20 protein-coding genes are annotated in these 20,330 nt (G+C 42.1%); 1 reads left to right on the forward strand and 19 read right to left on the reverse strand.

What is annotated here, in order from left to right; all coding sequences use genetic code 11:
- Window positions 1-92 precede the first annotated feature (92 nt).
- The 10 genes from ABWV45_RS06400 to cysM all read right to left on the reverse strand — a co-directional run bounded on the left by ABWV45_RS06400 (window position 93) and on the right by cysM (window position 9,763).
- On the reverse strand, window positions 93-629 hold the full coding sequence (locus ABWV45_RS06400) for a hypothetical protein (protein ID WP_353349840.1): 537 nt from the start codon (window positions 627-629) through the stop codon (window positions 93-95).
- A 184-nt stretch (window positions 630-813) separates the two neighbouring features.
- Complete coding sequence (locus ABWV45_RS06405) at window positions 814-1,104, reverse strand: hypothetical protein (protein WP_353349841.1); 291 nt, start codon at window positions 1,102-1,104, stop codon at window positions 814-816.
- A 3-nt stretch (window positions 1,105-1,107) separates the two neighbouring features.
- A complete protein-coding gene (locus ABWV45_RS06410) occupies window positions 1,108-1,503 on the reverse strand; it encodes a hypothetical protein (protein ID WP_353349842.1) in 396 nt (131 codons plus the stop codon).
- A gap of 179 nt (window positions 1,504-1,682) precedes the next feature.
- Window positions 1,683-2,126 carry a hypothetical protein gene (locus ABWV45_RS06415; protein WP_353349843.1) on the reverse strand — a complete coding sequence of 148 codons (444 nt, stop codon included), beginning with the start codon at window positions 2,124-2,126 and terminating at the stop codon, window positions 1,683-1,685.
- A gap of 52 nt (window positions 2,127-2,178) precedes the next feature.
- Window positions 2,179-2,478, reverse strand: a complete 300-nt coding sequence (locus tag ABWV45_RS06420; protein ID WP_353349844.1) for a hypothetical protein — start codon at window positions 2,476-2,478, stop codon at window positions 2,179-2,181.
- Between the two features lie 87 nt (window positions 2,479-2,565).
- Window positions 2,566-3,675: a S1 family serine peptidase gene (locus ABWV45_RS06425; protein WP_353349845.1), complete on the reverse strand. Its 1,110-nt coding sequence runs from the start codon at window positions 3,673-3,675 to the stop codon at window positions 2,566-2,568.
- A gap of 650 nt (window positions 3,676-4,325) precedes the next feature.
- Entirely contained in the window at window positions 4,326-5,159 is an 834-nt protein-coding gene (gene mazG, locus ABWV45_RS06430) for a nucleoside triphosphate pyrophosphohydrolase (protein ID WP_353349847.1), read from the reverse strand.
- Window positions 5,160-5,169: 10 nt separating this feature from the next.
- On the reverse strand, window positions 5,170-7,404 hold the full coding sequence (relA, locus tag ABWV45_RS06435; protein WP_353349848.1) for a GTP diphosphokinase: 2,235 nt from the start codon (window positions 7,402-7,404) through the stop codon (window positions 5,170-5,172).
- Between the two features lie 3 nt (window positions 7,405-7,407).
- Complete coding sequence (gene rlmD / locus ABWV45_RS06440) at window positions 7,408-8,733, reverse strand: 23S rRNA (uracil(1939)-C(5))-methyltransferase RlmD (protein ID WP_353349849.1); 1,326 nt, start codon at window positions 8,731-8,733, stop codon at window positions 7,408-7,410.
- Window positions 8,734-8,872: 139 nt separating this feature from the next.
- A complete protein-coding gene (gene cysM / locus ABWV45_RS06445; protein ID WP_353349851.1) occupies window positions 8,873-9,763 on the reverse strand; it encodes a cysteine synthase CysM in 891 nt (296 codons plus the stop codon).
- A 160-nt stretch (window positions 9,764-9,923) separates the two neighbouring features.
- On the opposite strand from cysM, the gene ABWV45_RS06450 reads away from it, so the two are divergent.
- A complete protein-coding gene (locus ABWV45_RS06450) occupies window positions 9,924-12,635 on the forward strand; it encodes a hybrid sensor histidine kinase/response regulator (RefSeq protein ID WP_353349852.1) in 2,712 nt (903 codons plus the stop codon).
- On the opposite strand, the gene acpS is transcribed toward ABWV45_RS06450, so the two are convergent.
- From acpS to ABWV45_RS06495, 9 genes are all read right to left on the reverse strand, one after another.
- Window positions 12,632-13,015: a holo-ACP synthase gene (gene acpS, locus ABWV45_RS06455; protein WP_353349853.1), complete on the reverse strand. Its 384-nt coding sequence runs from the start codon at window positions 13,013-13,015 to the stop codon at window positions 12,632-12,634. The genes ABWV45_RS06450 and acpS overlap by 4 nt on opposite strands.
- Before the next feature lie 12 nt (window positions 13,016-13,027).
- A complete protein-coding gene (gene pdxJ / locus ABWV45_RS06460) occupies window positions 13,028-13,765 on the reverse strand; it encodes a pyridoxine 5'-phosphate synthase (protein ID WP_353349854.1) in 738 nt (245 codons plus the stop codon).
- Complete coding sequence (gene recO / locus ABWV45_RS06465; RefSeq protein WP_353349855.1) at window positions 13,765-14,493, reverse strand: DNA repair protein RecO; 729 nt, start codon at window positions 14,491-14,493, stop codon at window positions 13,765-13,767. The genes pdxJ and recO overlap by 1 nt, the downstream gene beginning before the upstream one ends.
- A 44-nt stretch (window positions 14,494-14,537) precedes the next feature.
- Window positions 14,538-15,434, reverse strand: a complete 897-nt coding sequence (gene era / locus ABWV45_RS06470; protein ID WP_353349856.1) for a GTPase Era — start codon at window positions 15,432-15,434, stop codon at window positions 14,538-14,540.
- Entirely contained in the window at window positions 15,431-16,111 is a 681-nt protein-coding gene (gene rnc / locus ABWV45_RS06475) for a ribonuclease III (protein ID WP_353349857.1), read from the reverse strand. Before rnc ends, era begins: the two co-directional genes overlap by 4 nt.
- Entirely contained in the window at window positions 16,104-16,463 is a 360-nt protein-coding gene (locus ABWV45_RS06480; RefSeq protein ID WP_353349858.1) for a DUF4845 domain-containing protein, read from the reverse strand. The genes rnc and ABWV45_RS06480 overlap by 8 nt, the downstream gene beginning before the upstream one ends.
- A gap of 28 nt (window positions 16,464-16,491) precedes the next feature.
- The gene (gene lepA / locus ABWV45_RS06485) at window positions 16,492-18,294 is read right to left on the reverse strand and encodes a translation elongation factor 4 (protein WP_353349859.1); all 1,803 of its coding nucleotides are present in this window, start codon (window positions 18,292-18,294) and stop codon (window positions 16,492-16,494) included.
- A gap of 158 nt (window positions 18,295-18,452) precedes the next feature.
- The gene (locus ABWV45_RS06490) at window positions 18,453-19,805 is read right to left on the reverse strand and encodes a DegQ family serine endoprotease (RefSeq protein WP_353349861.1); all 1,353 of its coding nucleotides are present in this window, start codon (window positions 19,803-19,805) and stop codon (window positions 18,453-18,455) included.
- 54 nt (window positions 19,806-19,859) lie between these two features.
- Entirely contained in the window at window positions 19,860-20,327 is a 468-nt protein-coding gene (locus ABWV45_RS06495; protein WP_353349863.1) for a SoxR reducing system RseC family protein, read from the reverse strand.
- Window positions 20,328-20,330: the final 3 nt, after the last annotated feature.

Here is a 20,330-nt window from a genome sequence, read left to right on the forward strand (position 1 = left end):
GTTATTCACGCTTGTTAACCCCTTTTATGTTAGGAAACGTTCGTTCCTCACTTACCCAGCCTAGGAACGTTGGTTTTCTTGATTCAGCTTAGCTATCTATCCCTTCTAACAGAAAACCCCATTATAAGCTTCAATAAAAAGATCGATGGCAACCATACCAGTATTTGGGGAGCAGGAAAAACCACATAAAAAACAACTATGCCAATTAAAATTACGGATGCAGCATTAACCTCTTGTTGTTTCAACGTCTTCGTATAATTCACAAATAGCCCAGCAACAATTGTAAATACAAGAAGACCAAAGCAATACCATGTATGTCCTACCGCTAAAGTTAACAAACCTATATGAATGACATGCTCAAAATAGAATATCACCCTCTTCTTCGGTTTATTTTTATACCATTCTTGGCTGGATTTTGTGAAGTTAGCAATCGCCCCTGCAATGATGTCGAGAGCCACAATCAAAAATAGAACCGACTTCCAAAGCGCAATATCTGATAATTCTGCTGAATTGTAATAGACAATTACCACCAGCAATACCACAGTTACACTTAAGATTGTCAACTTATCTTTTTGTGTCGGTGTTTCACCTAAAAATTCTTTTGAAAATTCTGCCAAAAAATTAGTCATTAAAGGCCACCTTATAGACAAGACTCTGCTAAACGGGAAATTGTAGCTGTAGGTCGATGAGATGGTCTCTCCCCTTTTAATCGGCGTCACGATACGCCAGTATTTATGGTATCAAATCATTAAATACACAAGGAGAGAGACCATCTCATCGACCTACAGGGTAATTACGTATCCGACTTACGGGTTAGGAGGCATCTTTGGTTTTTACCATACCAAACTTGATTAACAAGAAGTAAGTGACCTCTGCTACAGCAACAACAGGTAGGACAATCATTAACCAATAGTTTTCGCTGCCATAGAAGTTAATTAATACAGGAATAGTGATTGCCAATATAATTAACACAGCAATACCGCCAGTGACCTTATCCATGTGTATAGGTTCTTTACAGCCAGAACACTTAACCTTTAAAGGGTTTGGTGTGTTTAAAACTGACATAAACGATATATTGGTATCACATTTACTACATTTACTCATAACTTACTCCCTGTTGTGGTGTTGAAAAAAGTCTTTGGCATCACTGTAATATAAGACCCATGCTGCGATCAATGGAAAAACAGCTTTATTTAGAATGCTAAAAAAAGGGAAAGTGGTTGCCTCGCTTTCGAAGTAAACAATGATTTCATCGCCTGTAAACAGAACAACATAGAGAAAGATTACTGAAAAAAATAAATGCAGGCCCTTCAAATTTCTTTTGAATATTTGCCACATCGCGACAACCTGAACCAATACCGCTACGCTCCAAAGAGCGACACTAGAAAACGCAATTATCGGATCATCTGAAATTAAAAGTAGAAAGGACGAAGCAGCTAAAGGCCATAGACCATAGCTAATGAAGCAAATAACTACTGTGCCAATTACTACAAATTTGTTCATTTAGTATTCGCCCTTAAATTGCATAACGCCGTTGTAACCTGTGCGCTTTTTGGAAGATCATAATCAATGATTTATAACGCCAAGCTCACCTGCGATTTTTGTGGAGAGCAATTGTGTAAAATGGAGCCACGCGACATACACAATTGAGCGCAGCAAAAATTGTCAGGTGCAGCTTTTTGTTATGGCTGCGGTAAATACTCAATTATATTCTTAGCTGACAAAATACTATTTGAACCCACAAGTAACTGCCCACTTGATGAATATATTTGCACCAAAAACTCTTCGCCAGACAGCAAAGTTTCTGCAGTTTTGGCCTTAGTATAATAGCCATGTTTATTCGTCTCACCATGCACCAATGCAGATACGTATATAAGCTGATATTGCTCAGCATTAATACCCTCAAGCACCTCCCATTGCTTCTTGTAGGACTCATTTTTTCTATCTAATGAGGCTACCAAGACAGTATTAACTTTGAACTTGATTCCGTATTGCTCAGATATTTCTGAGGAGATGCTGGCTAGATTATAACTAGCACCACCCTGAAACACTTCTACTCCGTACACAAACGGTGTGCAACAAAACAGTAAAAGTAATAGTTTTCGCATAATACTAATTTGAGCCATAACGCTCATGCTAAGCGGCGCAGTTTACTGCGTCCTAAGCTTGAGCGCATTGTTATATTTTGGGTGTATTTATTTCAACGCCATCTAATCCACCAGACAACCAAAAATAAATAGCAATAATAATTGCTGGAATCCAAATTGCTAAAGCCATTCTCTGAAATAGTACGCCTCTAGGTTTAAACCATTTAGATTGGTACAGGTACGGTGTCTGCAAGACTTCAGCTTTACTTTCGAATTGATCTTTATATTCGTCTTTTATGTAAAGCGGCAAAAGCATTGGTGCCACAATTCCACAAAAGCCAAAAAGCAGTACTAGAGGGATGATTATGAATGGGGATAGGAATATTTCCATTTTTCTCTCTTAATAAATATAACGCCTCAAACACCGGTGCAGCTTTGCTGCATCCGCGTGCTTTGATTTGTTAGGCATTTTCTTAGTTTAATTTTCATCTGGCACCAATTCGCCGTCATATTTTTCTGCTGCGTCAAGCACTGCAGCAAGAGCGTTTTCTGGGCTAGCTCTTCCACATATTTTTTCCATCAACGATCTGCGAACATAGTGCCTAGATGGCAATTCTGGATTTTTAATATTTTGAAGGCCCTGAAAAGAGCACGTTGCCAATATGCTTTGCATATTCTCAACCATCTCATCGTGCGATAGCTCTATTTCACACGGGAGCTTTTCGAAGAGCGTTGCTTCTATAATTTCGTCTATAACTGATTTTTTCCATACCGTCCCAATTTGAGGGTCCGCCTCTCCCTGAACCCCTATACGTCCTACATAGATTCCTGCGAGAATCACAGCTTCTTGGTTGAGTTGATATGTAGAGCCGCGAATTTGAACCCGCCCATTAGGGTTGTAGTATAGTACGGGGGAACCTGACATCCCGCTTTTTGATGCACTATCAATGAGAAATTTTGGCTCCTTATTCCAACCATGCTGTACAGATGAAGCAATTGTGGCCCGCTTCCATACAGGCTGCGAATAAAAGTCCTGCACATTGTGCGGATAGCCTGGAATAAATAACTCCTCAGTTACATCAACGCTATCAAACCATTTATCAATCACTTCAGAGTTTGGAACAAAATAGCTCTGTATTGGGCATATTTCAGTGGTTCCACCGCCATGTACTTCCATGATAGGGGAAAAATCAATGTCTCTATGCTCACCTGTTGAAAGGTATATTTCAGACAAAAAGGTTGCACTAGGATCAAAGGGTATAACCGCTACATCCACTCGAGGATGATTTTTAGGATGAATATAAAAAAGTGATTTGTCTTCATCTACCAAGGGTATTGTAATGGGGTGGCGAGTCACCATACCAAAAGAAGGCATGCTAACGGCAAGATTGACTACTACGTTATCAGGAATTGCTAACTTCTTTGATAATGGCTTTAATGTTTCAGAATGTCGGCCAGCCAGATTATGCCAAGCTGTGACAATAAAGTAGTCAGATCCGTGCTTATAGATAACTCCTGAACCGATTGAAAGCTCAGTTTTTTGATATCTCATCGTTAAATGAACGACAGAATTACTAGCTGCGGCCAAACTTAACTCCTATATGCTTAGCTGATGTCGGCACAAGATGCCTAACATTTTAATCGTGCGCATGCGCGTTTTTGCAGTTCTAATATTGAAGGAAAATCGTCTGGAAGGCTCACCATTTCTGGGCTGTAGACCAAATTCCGTTTCGGCTTCTCAAGAAAAACGCGCATGCGCGGTATTACCCTAATTGCGGGTTCTCGCAATCTCAGGGTTAATTTTTATAAGTCGTTGATATTGCACGATTTAAATTCAGGGCACCAGTAAAAACGCGCATTATTTTCAAATTTAAATGTAAAAACACGCATGGATTCTTTGAATTGTTGAAAATATACTGTCTAGCTATACAGTTATTTTACTGCGGGAATTATTGCTTTCCATTCACATATAAAGCTCCTACCTATGATGGGTTACGCTCGCCCCTCGCTAACCCATCATAGGTTTTATCCAGTTAAGCGAAGCCCTTGCTGGGTGCTCCCCGTTCAAAGATGTACAAAGAGAAGGGATATTTCAAGAATTCAGAGTACTTATAAAACGCACATGCGGAATTTAAAGTGGGTGCGGGTTGCTAGCCATACATCAAAACCATTTCAGCATTGACCCTAAACCCGCCCTGATTATCTAATAGAAAGGGAGCAGCCTATATGATATTAACCCTACTTCTCTAATTGCTTGGCCTGCTGCCAAAGCGTTTCCATTTCATCCAAGCTGGCATCTTGCAGTTGTTTATTCTGTAGGGCTAAGCAGCTTTCAATGTATTTAAAGCGACGCTCAAATTTATTATTCGTGCTGCGCAATGCCATTTCAGGTTTAACTTTAACGTGTCTGGCTAAGTTGACCATGGCGAAAAATAAATCGCCTAATTCATCTTCTATTTGCGCGTGTTGACCTGAGGCCATGGCTTCACGTAGTTCTTGTATTTCTTCTTCAATTTTATCCAGTACTTGTTCTGGTTCGGGCCAGTCAAATCCCACTGTAGCGGCACGTTTTTGTAGTTTTTCTGCTCGTTGAATAGCAGGGAACGCCAGTGGCACGTCGTCTAGAATGCTGGTTGCTTCTGTTTTGCCTTGTTTAGCCAGCTGCTTGGCTTTTTCTGCACGTTCTTGTTGTTTGGTGGCTTCCCAGCGGCCTTTGATTTGTTCATCGCTTAGCGGTTCTTCATTGGCTTCACTGCGTAGTTCCCCACTTGGAAATACGTGGGGGTGGCGACGCACCAATTTTGTTACCAGTGTGTCGATAATGTCATGAAAGTTAAATACGTTTTGTTCTTTGCCCAATTGGCTGTAAAAAATCACTTGGAAGAGTAAGTCTCCTAGCTCTTCTTTTAGGTGGGGTAAGTCGTTTTGTTCAATGGCGTCAGCCACTTCATAAGCTTCTTCTAAGGTATGAGGAAGAATACTGGTAAAGGTTTGTTTTAAGTCCCACGGACAGCCCGTTTGCGGATCACGCAAACGAGCCATTAGGTAGAGTAAGTCGTCCAGTTGATGCATGTTTACCCTGTTATTGGTTGTGTCTACGAACGTCCATAATATTGGGCAGTTGTTGCAGTCTATTCAGCAGTTTACCCAAATGGCTTAGGCTGTCGATTTCAACCGTCACCAATAAGTCTGCTGTACCGTCTTGTTGGGAGACTGTATTCATGGACAGTATATTTATGTCTTCAAAAGCAAGGGTCATGCTCACGTCTTTTAATAATCCGCGGCGGTCGTAAGCTTTTAACATTAAATCCACTGGGTAGAGTTTTTCTGGGGTTTTGCCCCAGTTAACTTCGGTGATGCGGTTCGATTGATTTTGTTTTAAATTAAGTAAATTTGCGCAGTCAGCTTTGTGAATGCTCACCCCACGGCCTTGAGTAATAAAACCAGCAATTGGGTCTCCCGGTACTGGGTGACAGCAGGTGGCAATGTTACTTAATAGTTTACCCACACCATGTATGTAGATGTCACTGCCATCCACAGGTTGGGCTGGAACACTGGGCAGTAAACTTAATTGATGGTCGGTGGCATCGTCGTGCTTCAATTGTTTTTGTGCATGATGAATGGCTTGTGATGTACGTACGGTGCCTGCACCAATGGCGGCGTAAAGATCTTCAATTTCTTTGAAGTTCATATCTACCGCAATTTGCTGTAAATCAATATTATGAAAGCCAATGCGCTTAAGTTCTGGCTCTAGTATGCCCTTACCATCAATGATGTTTTGATCACGGGCTTGGCTTTTAAACCACGAGGCCACTTTTGCACGAGAACGAGTCGTATTAACGTAACCATTTTCTGGGTTAAGCCAGTCTCTTGATGGTTGTGCATCACGAGAGGTTAAGATTTCAATTTGATCGCCAGTTTTTACGTTGTATGTCAGTGGTACTATGCGTCCGTTTACTTTTGCGCCACGACAGCGGTGACCTATTTCAGTGTGTACACGGTAGGCAAAATCAATTGGTGTGGATTCAGGTTGTAGGTCTACTACGTGACCATCTGGGGTAAATACATAAACACGGTCAGGGGTGACGTCTTGGCGTAAACTCTGAGATAAATCGTTAATGTCGCCTAATTCATCGTGCCATTCTAGTACTTGACGCAACCACGATATTTTTTCTTCGTAGCCATCGTCTTTACCGTTTACGTCTGTGCCTTTATAAAGCCAGTGGGCACATACCCCCAGTTCAGCGTCGTCGTGCATTTCAAAGGTGCGAATTTGCACTTCTAGAACTTTGTTTTCAGGGCCGATTACTGCTGTGTGTAACGAGCGGTAGCCGTTTTCTTTTGGATTGGCGATGTAGTCGTCAAATTCATGGGGGATGTGTCGCCAAAAGGTATGTGTGATACCCAGTGCGGCGTAACAATCTTTTAGCTCGGGCACTAAAATTCGCACAGCACGAATGTCATATACTTCTGAGAAGTCGATATTCTTACGCTGCATTTTTCGCCATATGCTGTAGATGTGTTTGGCGCGACCTTGTATGTCGCATTCAATGCCAGCCCCTTCAATGGCGTTTTTAAGGGTTTCTACTACGTTGTCGATGTATTGCTGACGACCTAGGCGTTTTTCGCTAAGTAGCTTGGCGATTTTTTTATAGGCGTCGGGTTCTAGGTAGCGAAAACTGAGGTCTTCTAGTTCCCATTTAATTTGACCAATACCTAAGCGGTGGGCAAGCGGTGCGTATATATCAAATACTTCGCGGGCCACTTTTAAACGCCGTTCGTCACTGGCGTTTTTTACTGCCCGAATAACGCTAGTACGTTCTGCTAGTTTAATAAGCGGGACGCGTACGTCGTCAATCATAGCCACCAGCATTTTACGCATGTGTTCCACTTGCGCTTCGCTTTGGCCTAATACTTTTAATTTTGATGCGCTTTGGGCTTGCGTGATGGCAGCCATTTTCAGTACACCATCAATTAGCTTGGCAATTTCTTCACCAAATTGACGGGCCACTAAATTCAATGCCATGCGCCCTTCACGTACAGGTCGATACAAGATGGCAGCCACAATACTGGCTTGGTCCATATGCAGTTCCGCCAGTACTTGAGTCATTTCTGTTGCTATTTGCAAACTAGAAATATCCGCATTCCATTGTTCGTGGTTGGCGATGGCTTGTGACTCGAAGGTCTGCGCCATGTCGCAAGCTTTACGAATTTGATCTTCGTCCCTGATCTCTATTTGCTCTGTGAGACTGGCAATCCAAGCGTCTACATCCACTTGGCCATCGTTTACCAGATGATCGTCACGTACTTTGACCATAATTTAATCCTTTACAAACAGTGCCATGGTTTCTACATGTTTCGTTTGCGGAAACATATCCATCACACTGATTTTTTCAATCCGAAAACCCGCTTCTAGCAGCGGTTTAGCATCTCTGACTAATGAGCTAGGCTCACACGCCACATATAATATTCGACTTTTTTGCTGACTTAACCATGGCATTAATGGGGCTGCACCGGTTCTTGGCGGGTCGAGCAAAATAGCATCCGCTTTAGGTAAGCGGAATAATAATTCTTCATCGGCTAGGTTTAATGCCGTAGCTTCTATATTTGTTATTTGGTGTTTTTGCGCATTGTGATTAATACGCGTCACCATTTCTTTCACCCCTTCTACGGCATAGAGTTGCTTTACCTGCTTAGCCAGTGGCAGGCTAAAATTGCCAATTCCGGCAAATAAATCTAATAAGGTTTCGTTTGGTTTTAAATCTAGCCATTTAGCAGCGGTTTGTACCATTGCTTGGTTTATCGCACCATTGCCTTGTATAAAGTCTTTTACTTGAAATTCAAGTTCGTACCCGTCAACGCTATAACTTAGTGCCGGTTCTTGTTCAGGGTATACACATTGAATGTGTTCGTTACCCTCAAGATACAGCAGACAATTATGTTGCTGTGCAAATTGCTTTAAGCGGCTTTGATCATCATTATTAATAGCTTTTATATGCCTTAATACAACAACCGCCCCTTGCTGGCATGCAATTAATTCAGCCTGTGTAATGACACCTTTGCTTTGTAAGGAGTTTAGGCAAGCTGTCATCGGCTTAATTAAAGCGCTTAATTGAGGCTCAAGTACTGAGCATGTTTCTACTGATGCCAAGTGGCTGTTGGCTTCTTCGCGAAACCCTACAATGACTTCGTCGTGCTGTTTGCGATAGCGTACACCTAAGCGAGCACGTCGGCGATACCCAAAACCTTCACTGGTAATGGGTGTTTGCCAAGGCACTGAAGCCAGCTTTAACTGGCGCAATAATTGTTGGTTCAGGTTTTCTTGTTTATAAGGCAACTGAGCCAATGTATTTAGATGTTGTAGCTGGCAAGCTCCACATCGTTCGTAGTGAGCACATTCTGGGGTTACTCGGTCTTCACTGGGAGTAAGTACTTGTAATAATTGAGCCTGACTAAAATGGCGTTGCTGTTTTTGCAGTTTCACCCTGACGTGCTCATTGGCTAAGGCACCCGGCACAAACACTACTTTGCCCTCGTGACGAGCCACGCCATGAGCTTCATGGCTTAAGCTGTCAATATTCAGCTCCAGCGTTGGTGTCTGCTGTGTGCGTTTTGCTAATTTTCTACCGTTGCGCACAATTGCCACTGTCAAATTCCTAAAATGATTTGAGGCCTTTTCGGCCCCAAATGGTCATGCTTAAATTTGCGGGGGATTTTACGTGAAAGTGAGCCAAAAAGGCAGAATACTTAGTAAAATTCACCGTTTGTTGCGCTTTTTATAGTGCTTAGTCGCTAAAAACCCCTGTGGATAAATAACGATCCCCACGATCACAGATTATCGCCACTATAATGGCGTTTTCTACTTGCTCATTAAGCTGTAACGCACCAGCCACTGAACCACCTGAACTGACACCGCAAAAAATACCTTCTTGTGTGGCCAGTGCTCGCATGGTTTGCTCGGCATCTTGCTGGCTAACATCAACGACTCTATCCACTCTTGATGCTTCGAATATCTTAGGTAAATAAGCGGTTGGCCAACGGCGAATACCTGGGATAGATGCACCTTCTTGAGGCTGCAAGCCGATAATTTGAATATCGGAATTTTGCTCTTTTAAGAACCGACTTGTCCCCATTATGGTGCCCGTTGTACCCATGGCACTGACAAAATGCGTGACCTTTCCTTGGGTGTCTTGCCAGATTTCAGGCCCAGTCCCTTCATAATGGGCCATTGGGTTATCAAAATTAGCAAATTGATCCAGCACGATACCTTTGCCTTCACTTTGCATTTGTAATGCCAAATCTCGAGCGTATTCCATGCCTTGCTCTTTTGTCACTAATATAAGTTCAGCCCCATAGGCTTCCATGGCCCAGCGACGCTCCATGCTCAGATTATCAGGCATGATTAGCACCATGTTGTAACCCATAATGGCCGATGCCATGGCCAAGGCAATGCCCGTGTTGCCACTTGTGGCTTCTATTAATGTATCACCGGGCTTGATGTCTCCTCTGTCTTGAGCACGACGAATCATGCTTAAAGCCGGACGGTCTTTTACAGAACCAGCGGGGTTATTGCCTTCAAGCTTTAGAAGAATGGTGTTGGTCGTATGAGTGCCCAAACGCTGTAGGCGCACCAAGGGTGTTTTGCCAACAAAGTCAGCTATGGTAGGAAAATCCATTATGTCTTCACTTAATATAACTATCTGCGCGAATAATACGCTTAATTCTAGCTTTTTAGTAATATCAAAAGGCAATTTGCTTATAGCTGAGCGTTAAGTCTGAGCAAATCTTAAGCAAATACTGTTAGAATAACGGACCTCTAAAAATAAGTACTGATCAATGAATTATTGGGGCATACAAAAACACATATTATGGCTGACCTTGTTGCCATGTTTAATCACCGCTATTGCTTTAGGTGGCTACTTCACATGGGACCAGCATCAGCAGCTTGTTCGTAATGCCAACCAACAAGCTTTAATGCTTAGTCAGCAGTTATCGGTGGATGCCGCTAAATTATTCACTCAAGAGCGGCAACACAGCCAGCGTCAATTACGCCAGTTCTTGGATTTACCTCATATCCGCAGTATTGCTTTATTAGATGGTATGCAAAGCCCTATCATTGAAGTTGGCCCAACCATGTATCCGCCAGAATCTAAGCGAATCATTGAAAACGGCACCCATCGTTTTGATACGCTGAATAGTATTCGTTTATTAACCCCTATTTTTGACCACCACTCTGATATTAAAAACAGAATGTTTGGCTGGATTGAAATTGAGTTTAAAACCAATGAGCAGCAACTAGTACTGTATCGATCTTTATTCAGCAGTACCCTGCTCATTATTTTATGCTGCTTACTAGCCGTATATTTAGCTTACCGAGCCAGTAAACGGGTAACCATTCCGTTATTACAAGTCAGTAATACCCTTAGCGAATTAGAAACCGGTAATTTGGATGCTAGAGTACAATTATCAGACTTTGCAGAATTTGGTGAGCTATACAGCGGTATTAATGCTATGGCCGCAAGCCTTCAACAAGCCCAACAAGAACTACAAGATAATGTAGAGCAAACCACTGAGGACTTAAAAAGCACAGTGGATGCCATGGAAACGCAAAATATTGAGCTCAGTATGGCTCGACGTTCTGCCTTAGAAGCCAGTAAAACTAAATCTGAATTTTTGGCTAACATGAGTCATGAAATCCGCACTCCATTAAATGGGATTTTAGGCTTTAGCAAACTGTTAGAAAAAACCCAGCTTACGAAGCGCCAACAGGAATACCTGAATACCATTGAAGCGTCTTCTTCTAGTTTGCTCACAATTATTAATGACATTTTAGACTTTTCAAAAATTGAAGCTGGCAAGTTGGTTTTGGATCACGTACCGGTCAATATTCGCGATCTATGTGATGATGTTTTAACTATGTTGGCACCTGAGGTTCATAAAAAAGATATCGAACTTGCTGCTATGGTTTATCAAGACGTCCCCATGGATGTAATGGGAGACCCAACTCGCATCAAACAAGTACTCACTAACTTAGTAAATAATGCCATTAAGTTTACCGAGTCTGGTTCGGTTATTGTTCGAGTCATGTTAGAAGAAGAGCTGAAAAATAAAATGGCTCTTAAATTTACCATTACCGATACAGGTATTGGTTTAAGTGAGTCTCAGCAAAGCAATTTATTTAAAGCCTTTAGCCAAGGTGATACCTCTACTACTCGTAAGTTTGGCGGCACAGGTCTTGGGCTTGTGATCTCCAAACATATTGTTAGCCATATGCAGGGAGAAATCGGCTTAAATAGCCAGCTAGGTGCAGGTTCGCAATTCTGGTTTACTGGCCAATTTGAAGCCTGTGACGTAGAAGCAGAAGCATGGGATGATACCCCGTGGTTTGGCAAACTAGCGTATTTACAATCTGATTTAGATACCACTAAGCAAGTATTGCAACATCAACTTCAAGCCATTGGTTTTCAGGTTAAGGTCTTTCCTAGTGCAAAAGCCATGCTTACCGCCCAGATGGACAAAGTCGCTGATGTTTGTTTGTTGGAGATTCAAAAGTCCACCGATTGCCAAACCATAGAATTAATTCAGCGCAGTTGTAAAACCATTGCACTATTACAAAACAACGAAGCTCATAGTTTAAAAATATTTAAACAACTTAATCTTGAGCAACGCTTAGTTTATCCGGTTTCTACCCGTCGCTTAGTACATGTAATTCACGAACAATTTAATGGTTACCTGCAAAGCAATTTAGGCTTCTTAAACCAGAAATTATCACCTATAAAAGTGCTCGCAGTGGATGATAACCAGCCAAATTTAGAACTGCTTAATGCTTGGTTAGGTGACTTAAATGTTGAAGTTGTCACCGCTAACGGCGGCCTTCAAGCCGTTGAGTTTGCACAGCACGAGAATTTCGACTTAATCTTCATGGATATTCAAATGCCGGATTTAGATGGGCTATCTGCCACTATTCGTATCCGTGAATATTCACAAAATTTAGATACCCCTGTCATTGCATTAACGGCTCACGCATTACCCAATGAGCGCAAACAGCTTTTACAAAATGGTTTTGACGATTACTTAACCAAGCCTATTAGTGAAGAACAACTTGTTCACACACTCATGAAATGGACTAAATACCAAGGCTATGGCTTTAGCAAAACACAAAAGTCGATTACTCATAACGAAACAGAGAATCAACCAGACAATACCGTTATTAACTGGAAAGAATGCTTGCAACTAGCGGGTGGCAAAGAAGATTTAGCCCATAAAATGTTATTGGGTTTGGTGGATGAAATTACCGTTATTAAGCCCCTGATTGATTCAGGCCAAACGGATGATTTAATTGAACCTATTCATAAGTTACATGGTTTATGTAAGTACGTAGGGGCAAGACACCTAAGGGATTGTGTCGAAAAGGCCGAGTTATGCTTGAAAACACACAGTGAGCAATGGCCAGAATTTAAAGAAAATTTATTACTAGCAATTATTGAAGTTCAAGAATGGCAAAAACAAAACCTTAGTTTACCCTTACCTGAAGACGAGAAAGGCTAAACCAATGTACAAAACGCCACGCAATAGTGGCGTTCATCGCTTAAACTAATAAGTGCCTTGCTGGCCCCCAAATTATTCAATGTTTGTAATGCCGCCCCTGTTAGCAATACAGTTGGTGCACCGCTTTCTTGATTGAGCACTTCTATTTGTTGCCAGCCCACTCCTTTGGCAATACCTGTTCCTAATGCTTTGGCTATGGCTTCTTTAGCGCACCAACGCTTTGCAAGGAAGTTCAACTGAGAGCGATCATCCACGATTGCATCAAACCGTAACCGCTCCGCAGGGGTAAGAATCCGTGTAATGAACTTCTCTCCAAGACGAGATAGCGCACTTTCTAAACGTTCAATTTCTAAAATGTCAGTGCCAATAGCAACGGTCATGGGCTGTCTCTATTAGGCGTTAGCAGTATCAATTAAATAGCGCATTTCTTTCACGGCTTCTTTCAAGCCTACAAACATTGCATGGGCCATCATGCTATGGCCGATGTTTAATTCGTTAATACCTTCAATTGCGGCAATGGCTTGGGTGTTGTGATAATGCAAACCATGACCTGCATTCACGATCAATCCTTTGCTGACCCCATATGCCACACCTTGCTTAATTTTCTCTAGTTCTTGCAATTGCTCTGCTTTGGTTTCGGCGTCTGCATATTGGCCCGTGTGAATTTCAATAACAGGGGCCCCACAACGCACGGCAGCATCAATTTGCTGTTTGTCTGCATCGATAAACAATGAAACTTCACTACCGGCATTAGCTAAACGCTCACAAGCGGATTTAATAGCCGCTTCGTTACCTGTAACATTAAGACCACCTTCAGTGGTGAGTTCTTCACGTTTTTCAGGTACTAAACACACAGCATGAGGTTTTACTTTTTCGGCAATGGCAATCATTTCTTCAGTAACGGCCATTTCTAAATTCATACGGGTATTGAGCATGTCTCTCAGCATATATACATCGCGATCTTGAATGTGGCGACGGTCTTCACGCAGATGCAGTGTAATGCCATCTGCTCCCGCTTCTTCCGCCACAAGCGCACCATATACTGGATCAGGATAACGGGTGCCTCTGGCCTGACGTAATGTGGCAATGTGGTCGATATTTACACCCAATAATACGCGCTGACCTTTCATTATTTTTCCTGTACCGATAAATGTTTATATTGTTTAAGTAATTCACGAGCTTGAATGGGTTTATAGCCAATAATGGGCTTGAGTGCCAACCTTAATAATCGCTTGCACATCTTCAGTGTGCTTGGTTGGGTTAAATCCCCTTGAGATAAGTGGATTAAGTCTTGCCCATAAAAGCAATTATTGGGATTTTTTGCAGCATATATGTGGCTCACACGTGACATGCCTTGCTCAACAAAAAAACCATAGTGGCAATCAGCCTCTACCCAGTCGGCGGTTTTAAAGTCCATACTCCATTCATAACTTTGCCCCATATGCTCAAGCAAGGTTAATTCAAATAATCTAAGGGCCAGTTCTAAATTTTGATTTTGCAGGTTATGAAGTGCGGCCTGATAAGCTTCATATAATAATTCTGCTTCTACTTCTGCCTCGCTGCGCAGGGCTCTTAAAATCACTTCATTAATATAAAAACCACTAAATAATGCATCCCCTGCTAATGACAGAGGTAAGCTTAGGCTTTCATATTTATCTAAGTTTTTTAAGCCCGAATCGCCATGAAAGAAGATTTGGTATTGTACGAAGGGTTGTAACGATTGACCTTGGCCTATTGTTTTTTTCACACCGCGAGCAATGCAGCGCAGTAAACCATAGTCAGGGGTGAATAGATCAACCATGGCGCTGCTTTCTCGATAAGGCCGAGAGTGTAAAACATAAGCGGATTGTTTAATCATAAGCTTTGCATTGACACATGGATCAGCCTACGGTCTATCTTTGATTAATCTAAATCGTTATAACCAAGTGATTTTAAAGCTCGCTCATCATCAGCCCAGCCGCTTTTCACTTTCACCCAAGTGTTGAGCATCACTTTTGAATCAAACATGGTTTCCATATCTAAGCGGGCATCGCGACCGATTTGTTTGATACGCTCGCCCTTTTGACCAATTAGGATTTTTTTCTGGCTATCACGCTCAACTAAAATAAGTGCATGAATTGTAATGATACGGCCATCGTCTTCGAATTTTTCAATTTCTACCGTCATGGAGTATGGAAGCTCATCACCTAATTGACGCATGATTTTTTCACGTACCAATTCAGCAGCTAAAAAGCGTGCGCTACGATCTGTAAATTGATCTTTATCGTAGAAATGCATGCCTTCAGGTAGATATTTCGCAATACTTTGCTCAAGTGCTTCTACATTAGTACTTTGTTTAGCACTTACCGGCACCACTTCTAGGAAGTCCAATTTTTTGGATACTTCTTCTAGGTGCGGTAATAATGTCGATTTATCCGCTAAGAAATCCACTTTGTTGATTACTAGAATGCAAGGTACATTGGCCCCTTTGATTTTTTCTAGAACCACTTGGTCCTCATCTGTCCACTTTGTGCGATCCACCACAAACACAACAAGGTCTACATCTTTAATGGTACTGGAGGCTACTTTATTAATGTATCGGTTAAGTGCTTTTTCACTATAACCTTCGTGTAGCCCAGGGGTATCAACATAAATGGTTTGTACGTCATCAACTGTCTTCATACCCAGTATTTGGTGACGTGTAGTCTGCGGCTTACGTGATGTAATAGAAAGCTTTTGACCTAAAATGCAGTTTAATAATGTGGACTTTCCAACATTAGGACGGCCAACAATGGCAACATAGCCACACTTTTCACTCATGACTCTACTCCTAGTGCTTTAAGCGCTTTTAATGCGGCATTTTGTTCTGCTATTCGACGACTACTACCAATACCTACGGTAACTTCAGGTAAAGCTTCTATACGGCAGCTTACTTTGAATTTTTGATCATGGGCTTGACCAAATACTTCAATAACTTCGTATTTGGGCAAGCGATTCTGACTCTTTTGCAAGTATTCTTGTAATCGAGTCTTAGAATCTTTCACCACATCATCCATCCTGAGTCCGGTTAGGCGTTCACCATACCAAGCGTGTATACGCTCAGTGACAGCATCCATACCTGCGTCCAAATAAATCGCGCCAATGATGGCTTCAATGGCATCGGCTAGAATTGATTCTCGATTAAATCCGCCGCTTTTTAATTCGCCAGAGCCTAATACTAGAAACTCACCTAAATCAAAATCGCGACCTAATTCAGCTAATGTGGTGCCTCGGACTAAACCTGCACGCAAACGTGACAGCTTACCTTCTTTGGCTTCGGGAAATTTATGAAAGAGTGCTTCGGCCACTACAAAGTTCACAATGGAATCGCCTAGGAATTCTAAGCGTTCATTGTTTTTGCCACCTTTACTACGGTGGGTAAGTGCTAATTCAATCAAACTTTCATCGTTGAATTCATAGCCAATACGCTGGCTGAGCTTTTTTAAAGGATTATTCACTGAAGTCTATGTAATGGTTAAAGGTGGCGACAAGTTCAATATTTGATATCAGCGATACTCGGCGCTCATATTCCATATCTATTATTATTTTAGATCCCTTCCCGCTTACGTCCACAAATTCAACTAAATCGCTTATGCCGTTAATATCAAAGCGCTTTTGAATCATGTCGTTTATCTGATTGCGGTTATACTCTTTTTCACTGGCGTCTTGTTTCAGGGTTTCAAAAACCGACTCGACAGTCCAATCTTGAGTATATAAAGGGAACACTTTTAATAAGGTAAAAAAACTAAAAAAACAAAATACCATGACGATCAATATGAATACGCCACTAAAGCCTTGCTGTTTTTTCATTTTTTTACCTTATTGTAATTATTGAATATTATCCTTCTACTGATAATACTGCGTGGAACGCCGATTGAGGCACTTCCACATTACCCACTTGCTTCATCCGCTTTTTACCTTCCTTTTGCTTCTGAAGCAGCTTCTTCTTACGACTTACGTCACCACCATAACACTTGGCAGTCACGTTTTTACGTAATGCTTTAACCGTTGAGCGAGAGACAATTTGGTTTCCAATAGCCGATTGTATAGCCACATCAAACATCTGACGAGGGATCAATTCAGCCAGTTTTTCACACAAAGCACGACCATAACTTCTGGTCTTTTCCCTATGAATAATCACAGCCAGCGCATCAACACGCTCGCCATTTATTAATATATCCATACGCACCAAGGGTGCTGCTGAAAAGTGTGTAAAACCATAATCTAGTGAGGCGTACCCTTTACTAACCGATTTTAATCGGTCAAAAAAGTCCCCAACTACTTCACTCATGGGCATATCATACTTCAAAGCCACTTGCGTTCCTGTGAAGTTCATATCCTTTTGGATACCTCGCTTCTCAACACACAGTGTAATTACATTACCTACAAGCTCTTTTGGTACGAGTATATTAGCCTCACAAATAGGCTCGCGCATTTCATCAATTCGAGATGGGTCCGGCAGTTTAGACGGGTTGGCCACTTCAATGATTTCGCCGCTAGATAAGGCCAGCTCGTAAACTACCGTTGGTGCAGTGGTAATAAGATCAAGGTTATATTCGCGCTCTAGACGTTCTTGGATGATCTCCATGTGCAGCATGCCTAGGAATCCACAGCGAAAGCCTAAACCTAGAGCGTCGGATGATTCTGGTTCAAAGAACAATGAAGCGTCGTTAAGAGATAATTTATCCAAGGCATCACGGAAGTCTTCATATTGATCAGACGACACAGGAAACAAACCCGCGTATACCTGAGGTTTTACCTTGGTAAAGCCCGGCAAGGATTCAACATTTTCTGCATTTTTACTGCTGACAATGGTATCACCCACTGGCGCACCGTGAATATCCTTAATGCCAGCACAAATAAAGCCTACTTCACCGGCATTTAGTTCGTTCGTCACTAAACGTTTAGGAGTGAAGATACCCACTGAGTCTGCTTGCCAGTCGCGTCCTGTGGATTTAACGCGAATTTTGTCACCTTTCTTGAGCTTGCCATTCATGACGCGAACAAGTGATACAACCCCTAGATAACTATCAAACCAAGAATCAATAATAAGGGCTTGTAGCTCGCCATCTAAATCACCTTTAGGAGGTGGGATACGATGGATCATATCTTCTAGTACATCTTCAATGCCTATACCGCTTTTAGCACTACAACGTACTGCCTCGGTTGCATCAATACCGATGATTTCTTCAATTTCTTGGCTGACCTTATCAGGGTCCGCTTGTGGAAGATCCATTTTGTTTAAAACGGGTACCACTTCTAAATCTTGTTCGATGGCGGTATAACAGTTTGCCACTGATTGGGCTTCAACCCCTTGAGCCGCATCCACCACCAAAAGTGCCCCTTCACAAGCGGCTAATGAACGAGATACTTCATAACTAAAGTCAACGTGCCCTGGGGTATCGATGAAGTTCAACTGATACGTTTGGCCATCCCGTGCTTTATAATTTAGCGTTACACTTTGGGCTTTGATGGTAATGCCACGCTCACGTTCAATGTCCATGCTATCAAGAACTTGAGCCTGCATTTCGCGCGCTGATAAGCCTTCACAATGGGATATAAAACGGTCAGCCAAGGTGGATTTACCATGGTCTATATGGGCAATGATTGAAAAGTTGCGAATGTGATCCAGATTACTCACGTAATGACAAACCTAATAGGTGAAAATTGCCGCAATTTTACATGAATTCAAGGTAAGCGCATAGGCGCTTACCTTGCCAGATGCTTGATATATCGAAGAATTTAGCTGACTGGCTGTGCTAATACTCAATTCACACAGCCAATTAGAAAAACGGTAGGTTAATCATTCACTCTTAGAGAGATAAACATAGGCGCACCGCGGCGAACGATTCTCATTGGTACTAGTCGCCCACTAGGCAATTGTTTCACCACACGTTCAAAGTCAGATAAATCACGAATGATTTCACTGTAAATCATGGTAATCACATCGCCACTAATTAAACCCGCATTGGCACCTGCCCCTTGATTGACTCTTTTCACCTCCACCCCTTCGGTATCCCATTGTTTCTTTTGAGTTGAGGTTAGATTAGCCACTTCAATTCCAAGGCGGTTAGCTTGACGGCTCTGCTGAGGCTGACCATTTTGTGCCACTACATCATTATTCTGTAATTCACCAATTTCAACCGGAATGCGTTTGGCTTTACCATTACGAATGACTGTCATGTCCGCTTTAGCACCTGGGCGCACACGACCCACAAGATGCGGCAGGTCACTGCTCAATACCACCTCTTTGCCGTTAAATTCTGTGATTATATCCCCTGATTGCACCCCAGCTTGAGCGGCTGGTCCGTTTGGCTCCACATGACTGACTAATGCGCCTGCTGCTTTCTTTAAACCAAAGGATTCAGCTAAATTTTTATCCACCTCTTGAATCGCTACCCCTAGCCAACCTCTGGATACTCGACCCGAGTCTTTAAGCTGATCCACTACCTCCATAGCAACATTCATTGGTATGGCAAAACTCAAGCCCATAAATCCACCACTTCGAGTATAGATTTGTGAATTTATACCCACTACTTCGCCGTCTAAGTTGAATAAAGGTCCACCTGAATTTCCGGGGTTTATTGCAACGTCAGTTTGAATAAACGGAACATAATTTTCATTTGGTAAACTACGCCCTTTGGCACTCACAATGCCAGCTGTTACTGAGTAATCAAAACCAAATGGACTCCCAATTGCCACAACCCATTCACCTACTTTAAGTTTTTCACTGTTTCCAATGTCAACGGTTGGCAAGTTTTTAGCCTCAACTTTCAACAAGGCTAAGTCTGAACTTGAATCATGGCCAATGAGCTGCGCTTCTAGTTCACGACGGTCATTTAAACGTACAAAAATTTGATCAGCGCCATCAATTACATGGTTATTCGTTAATATATAACCATCATTACTGACGATAAACCCAGAGCCTAAAGACGCTCGCTCTTGAGATTGGCCACGTGGTGATTGAGATTGCGGTGGTACACCAAAGAAATGACGGAAGATATCGGGCACCCCTTGGGGTAAATCCATTTGTCCACCAAATCGCGAACGGGGCTTTTGCGTGGTACTGATATTAACAACCGCTGGGCTGGCATCTTCAACTAGCTCTGTAAAGTCAGGTAATTGTGAAAATGCCCGAACAGATATTAACATAAGGCAAACGCACAAAAATCGATTCATTCCATTACTCCATTTCATTTTTTATTACTATTCGTTCACTTCACACATAGGGATATGCGCAAGTTCACTGGCTTGTTTACGAATTAATTTGGGGTGCCACTGGCTAAAACTCAAGCGGGAGGCATAACGATTGACCCAAACAAACCCTAAAATCAACGCTACAAAGGCTCCTAGAACACTGACTTTTTCTTCAATTCCCGCCAATGAAAATCCCATTGCCGTGATAATCATGGCCAACAATGGAATGCCATACATCAGCATAGATGATCTTAGAATGGCTTGCTCAGGTACACCAATAATAACCTGATCATTAACTTGAACATCAAAACCATTTTTTAGAACAGGTAAATCTATTTGTTTTTGACCGACTTTAGCTAATAAGCTGTGACCACAGCCTTTTTGAGCCTGACATGAGCCACATGCACTCTTGGCTATGGCCTGCACCCAGACCGTATCGCTTTCGATTTTTGTGACCCGCGCAGATTCTTCAACCATGCC

The sequence above is a fragment of the Oceaniserpentilla sp. 4NH20-0058 genome (assembly GCF_040371755.1).
Classification (GTDB): domain Bacteria; phylum Pseudomonadota; class Gammaproteobacteria; order Pseudomonadales; family Oceanobacteraceae; genus Bermanella.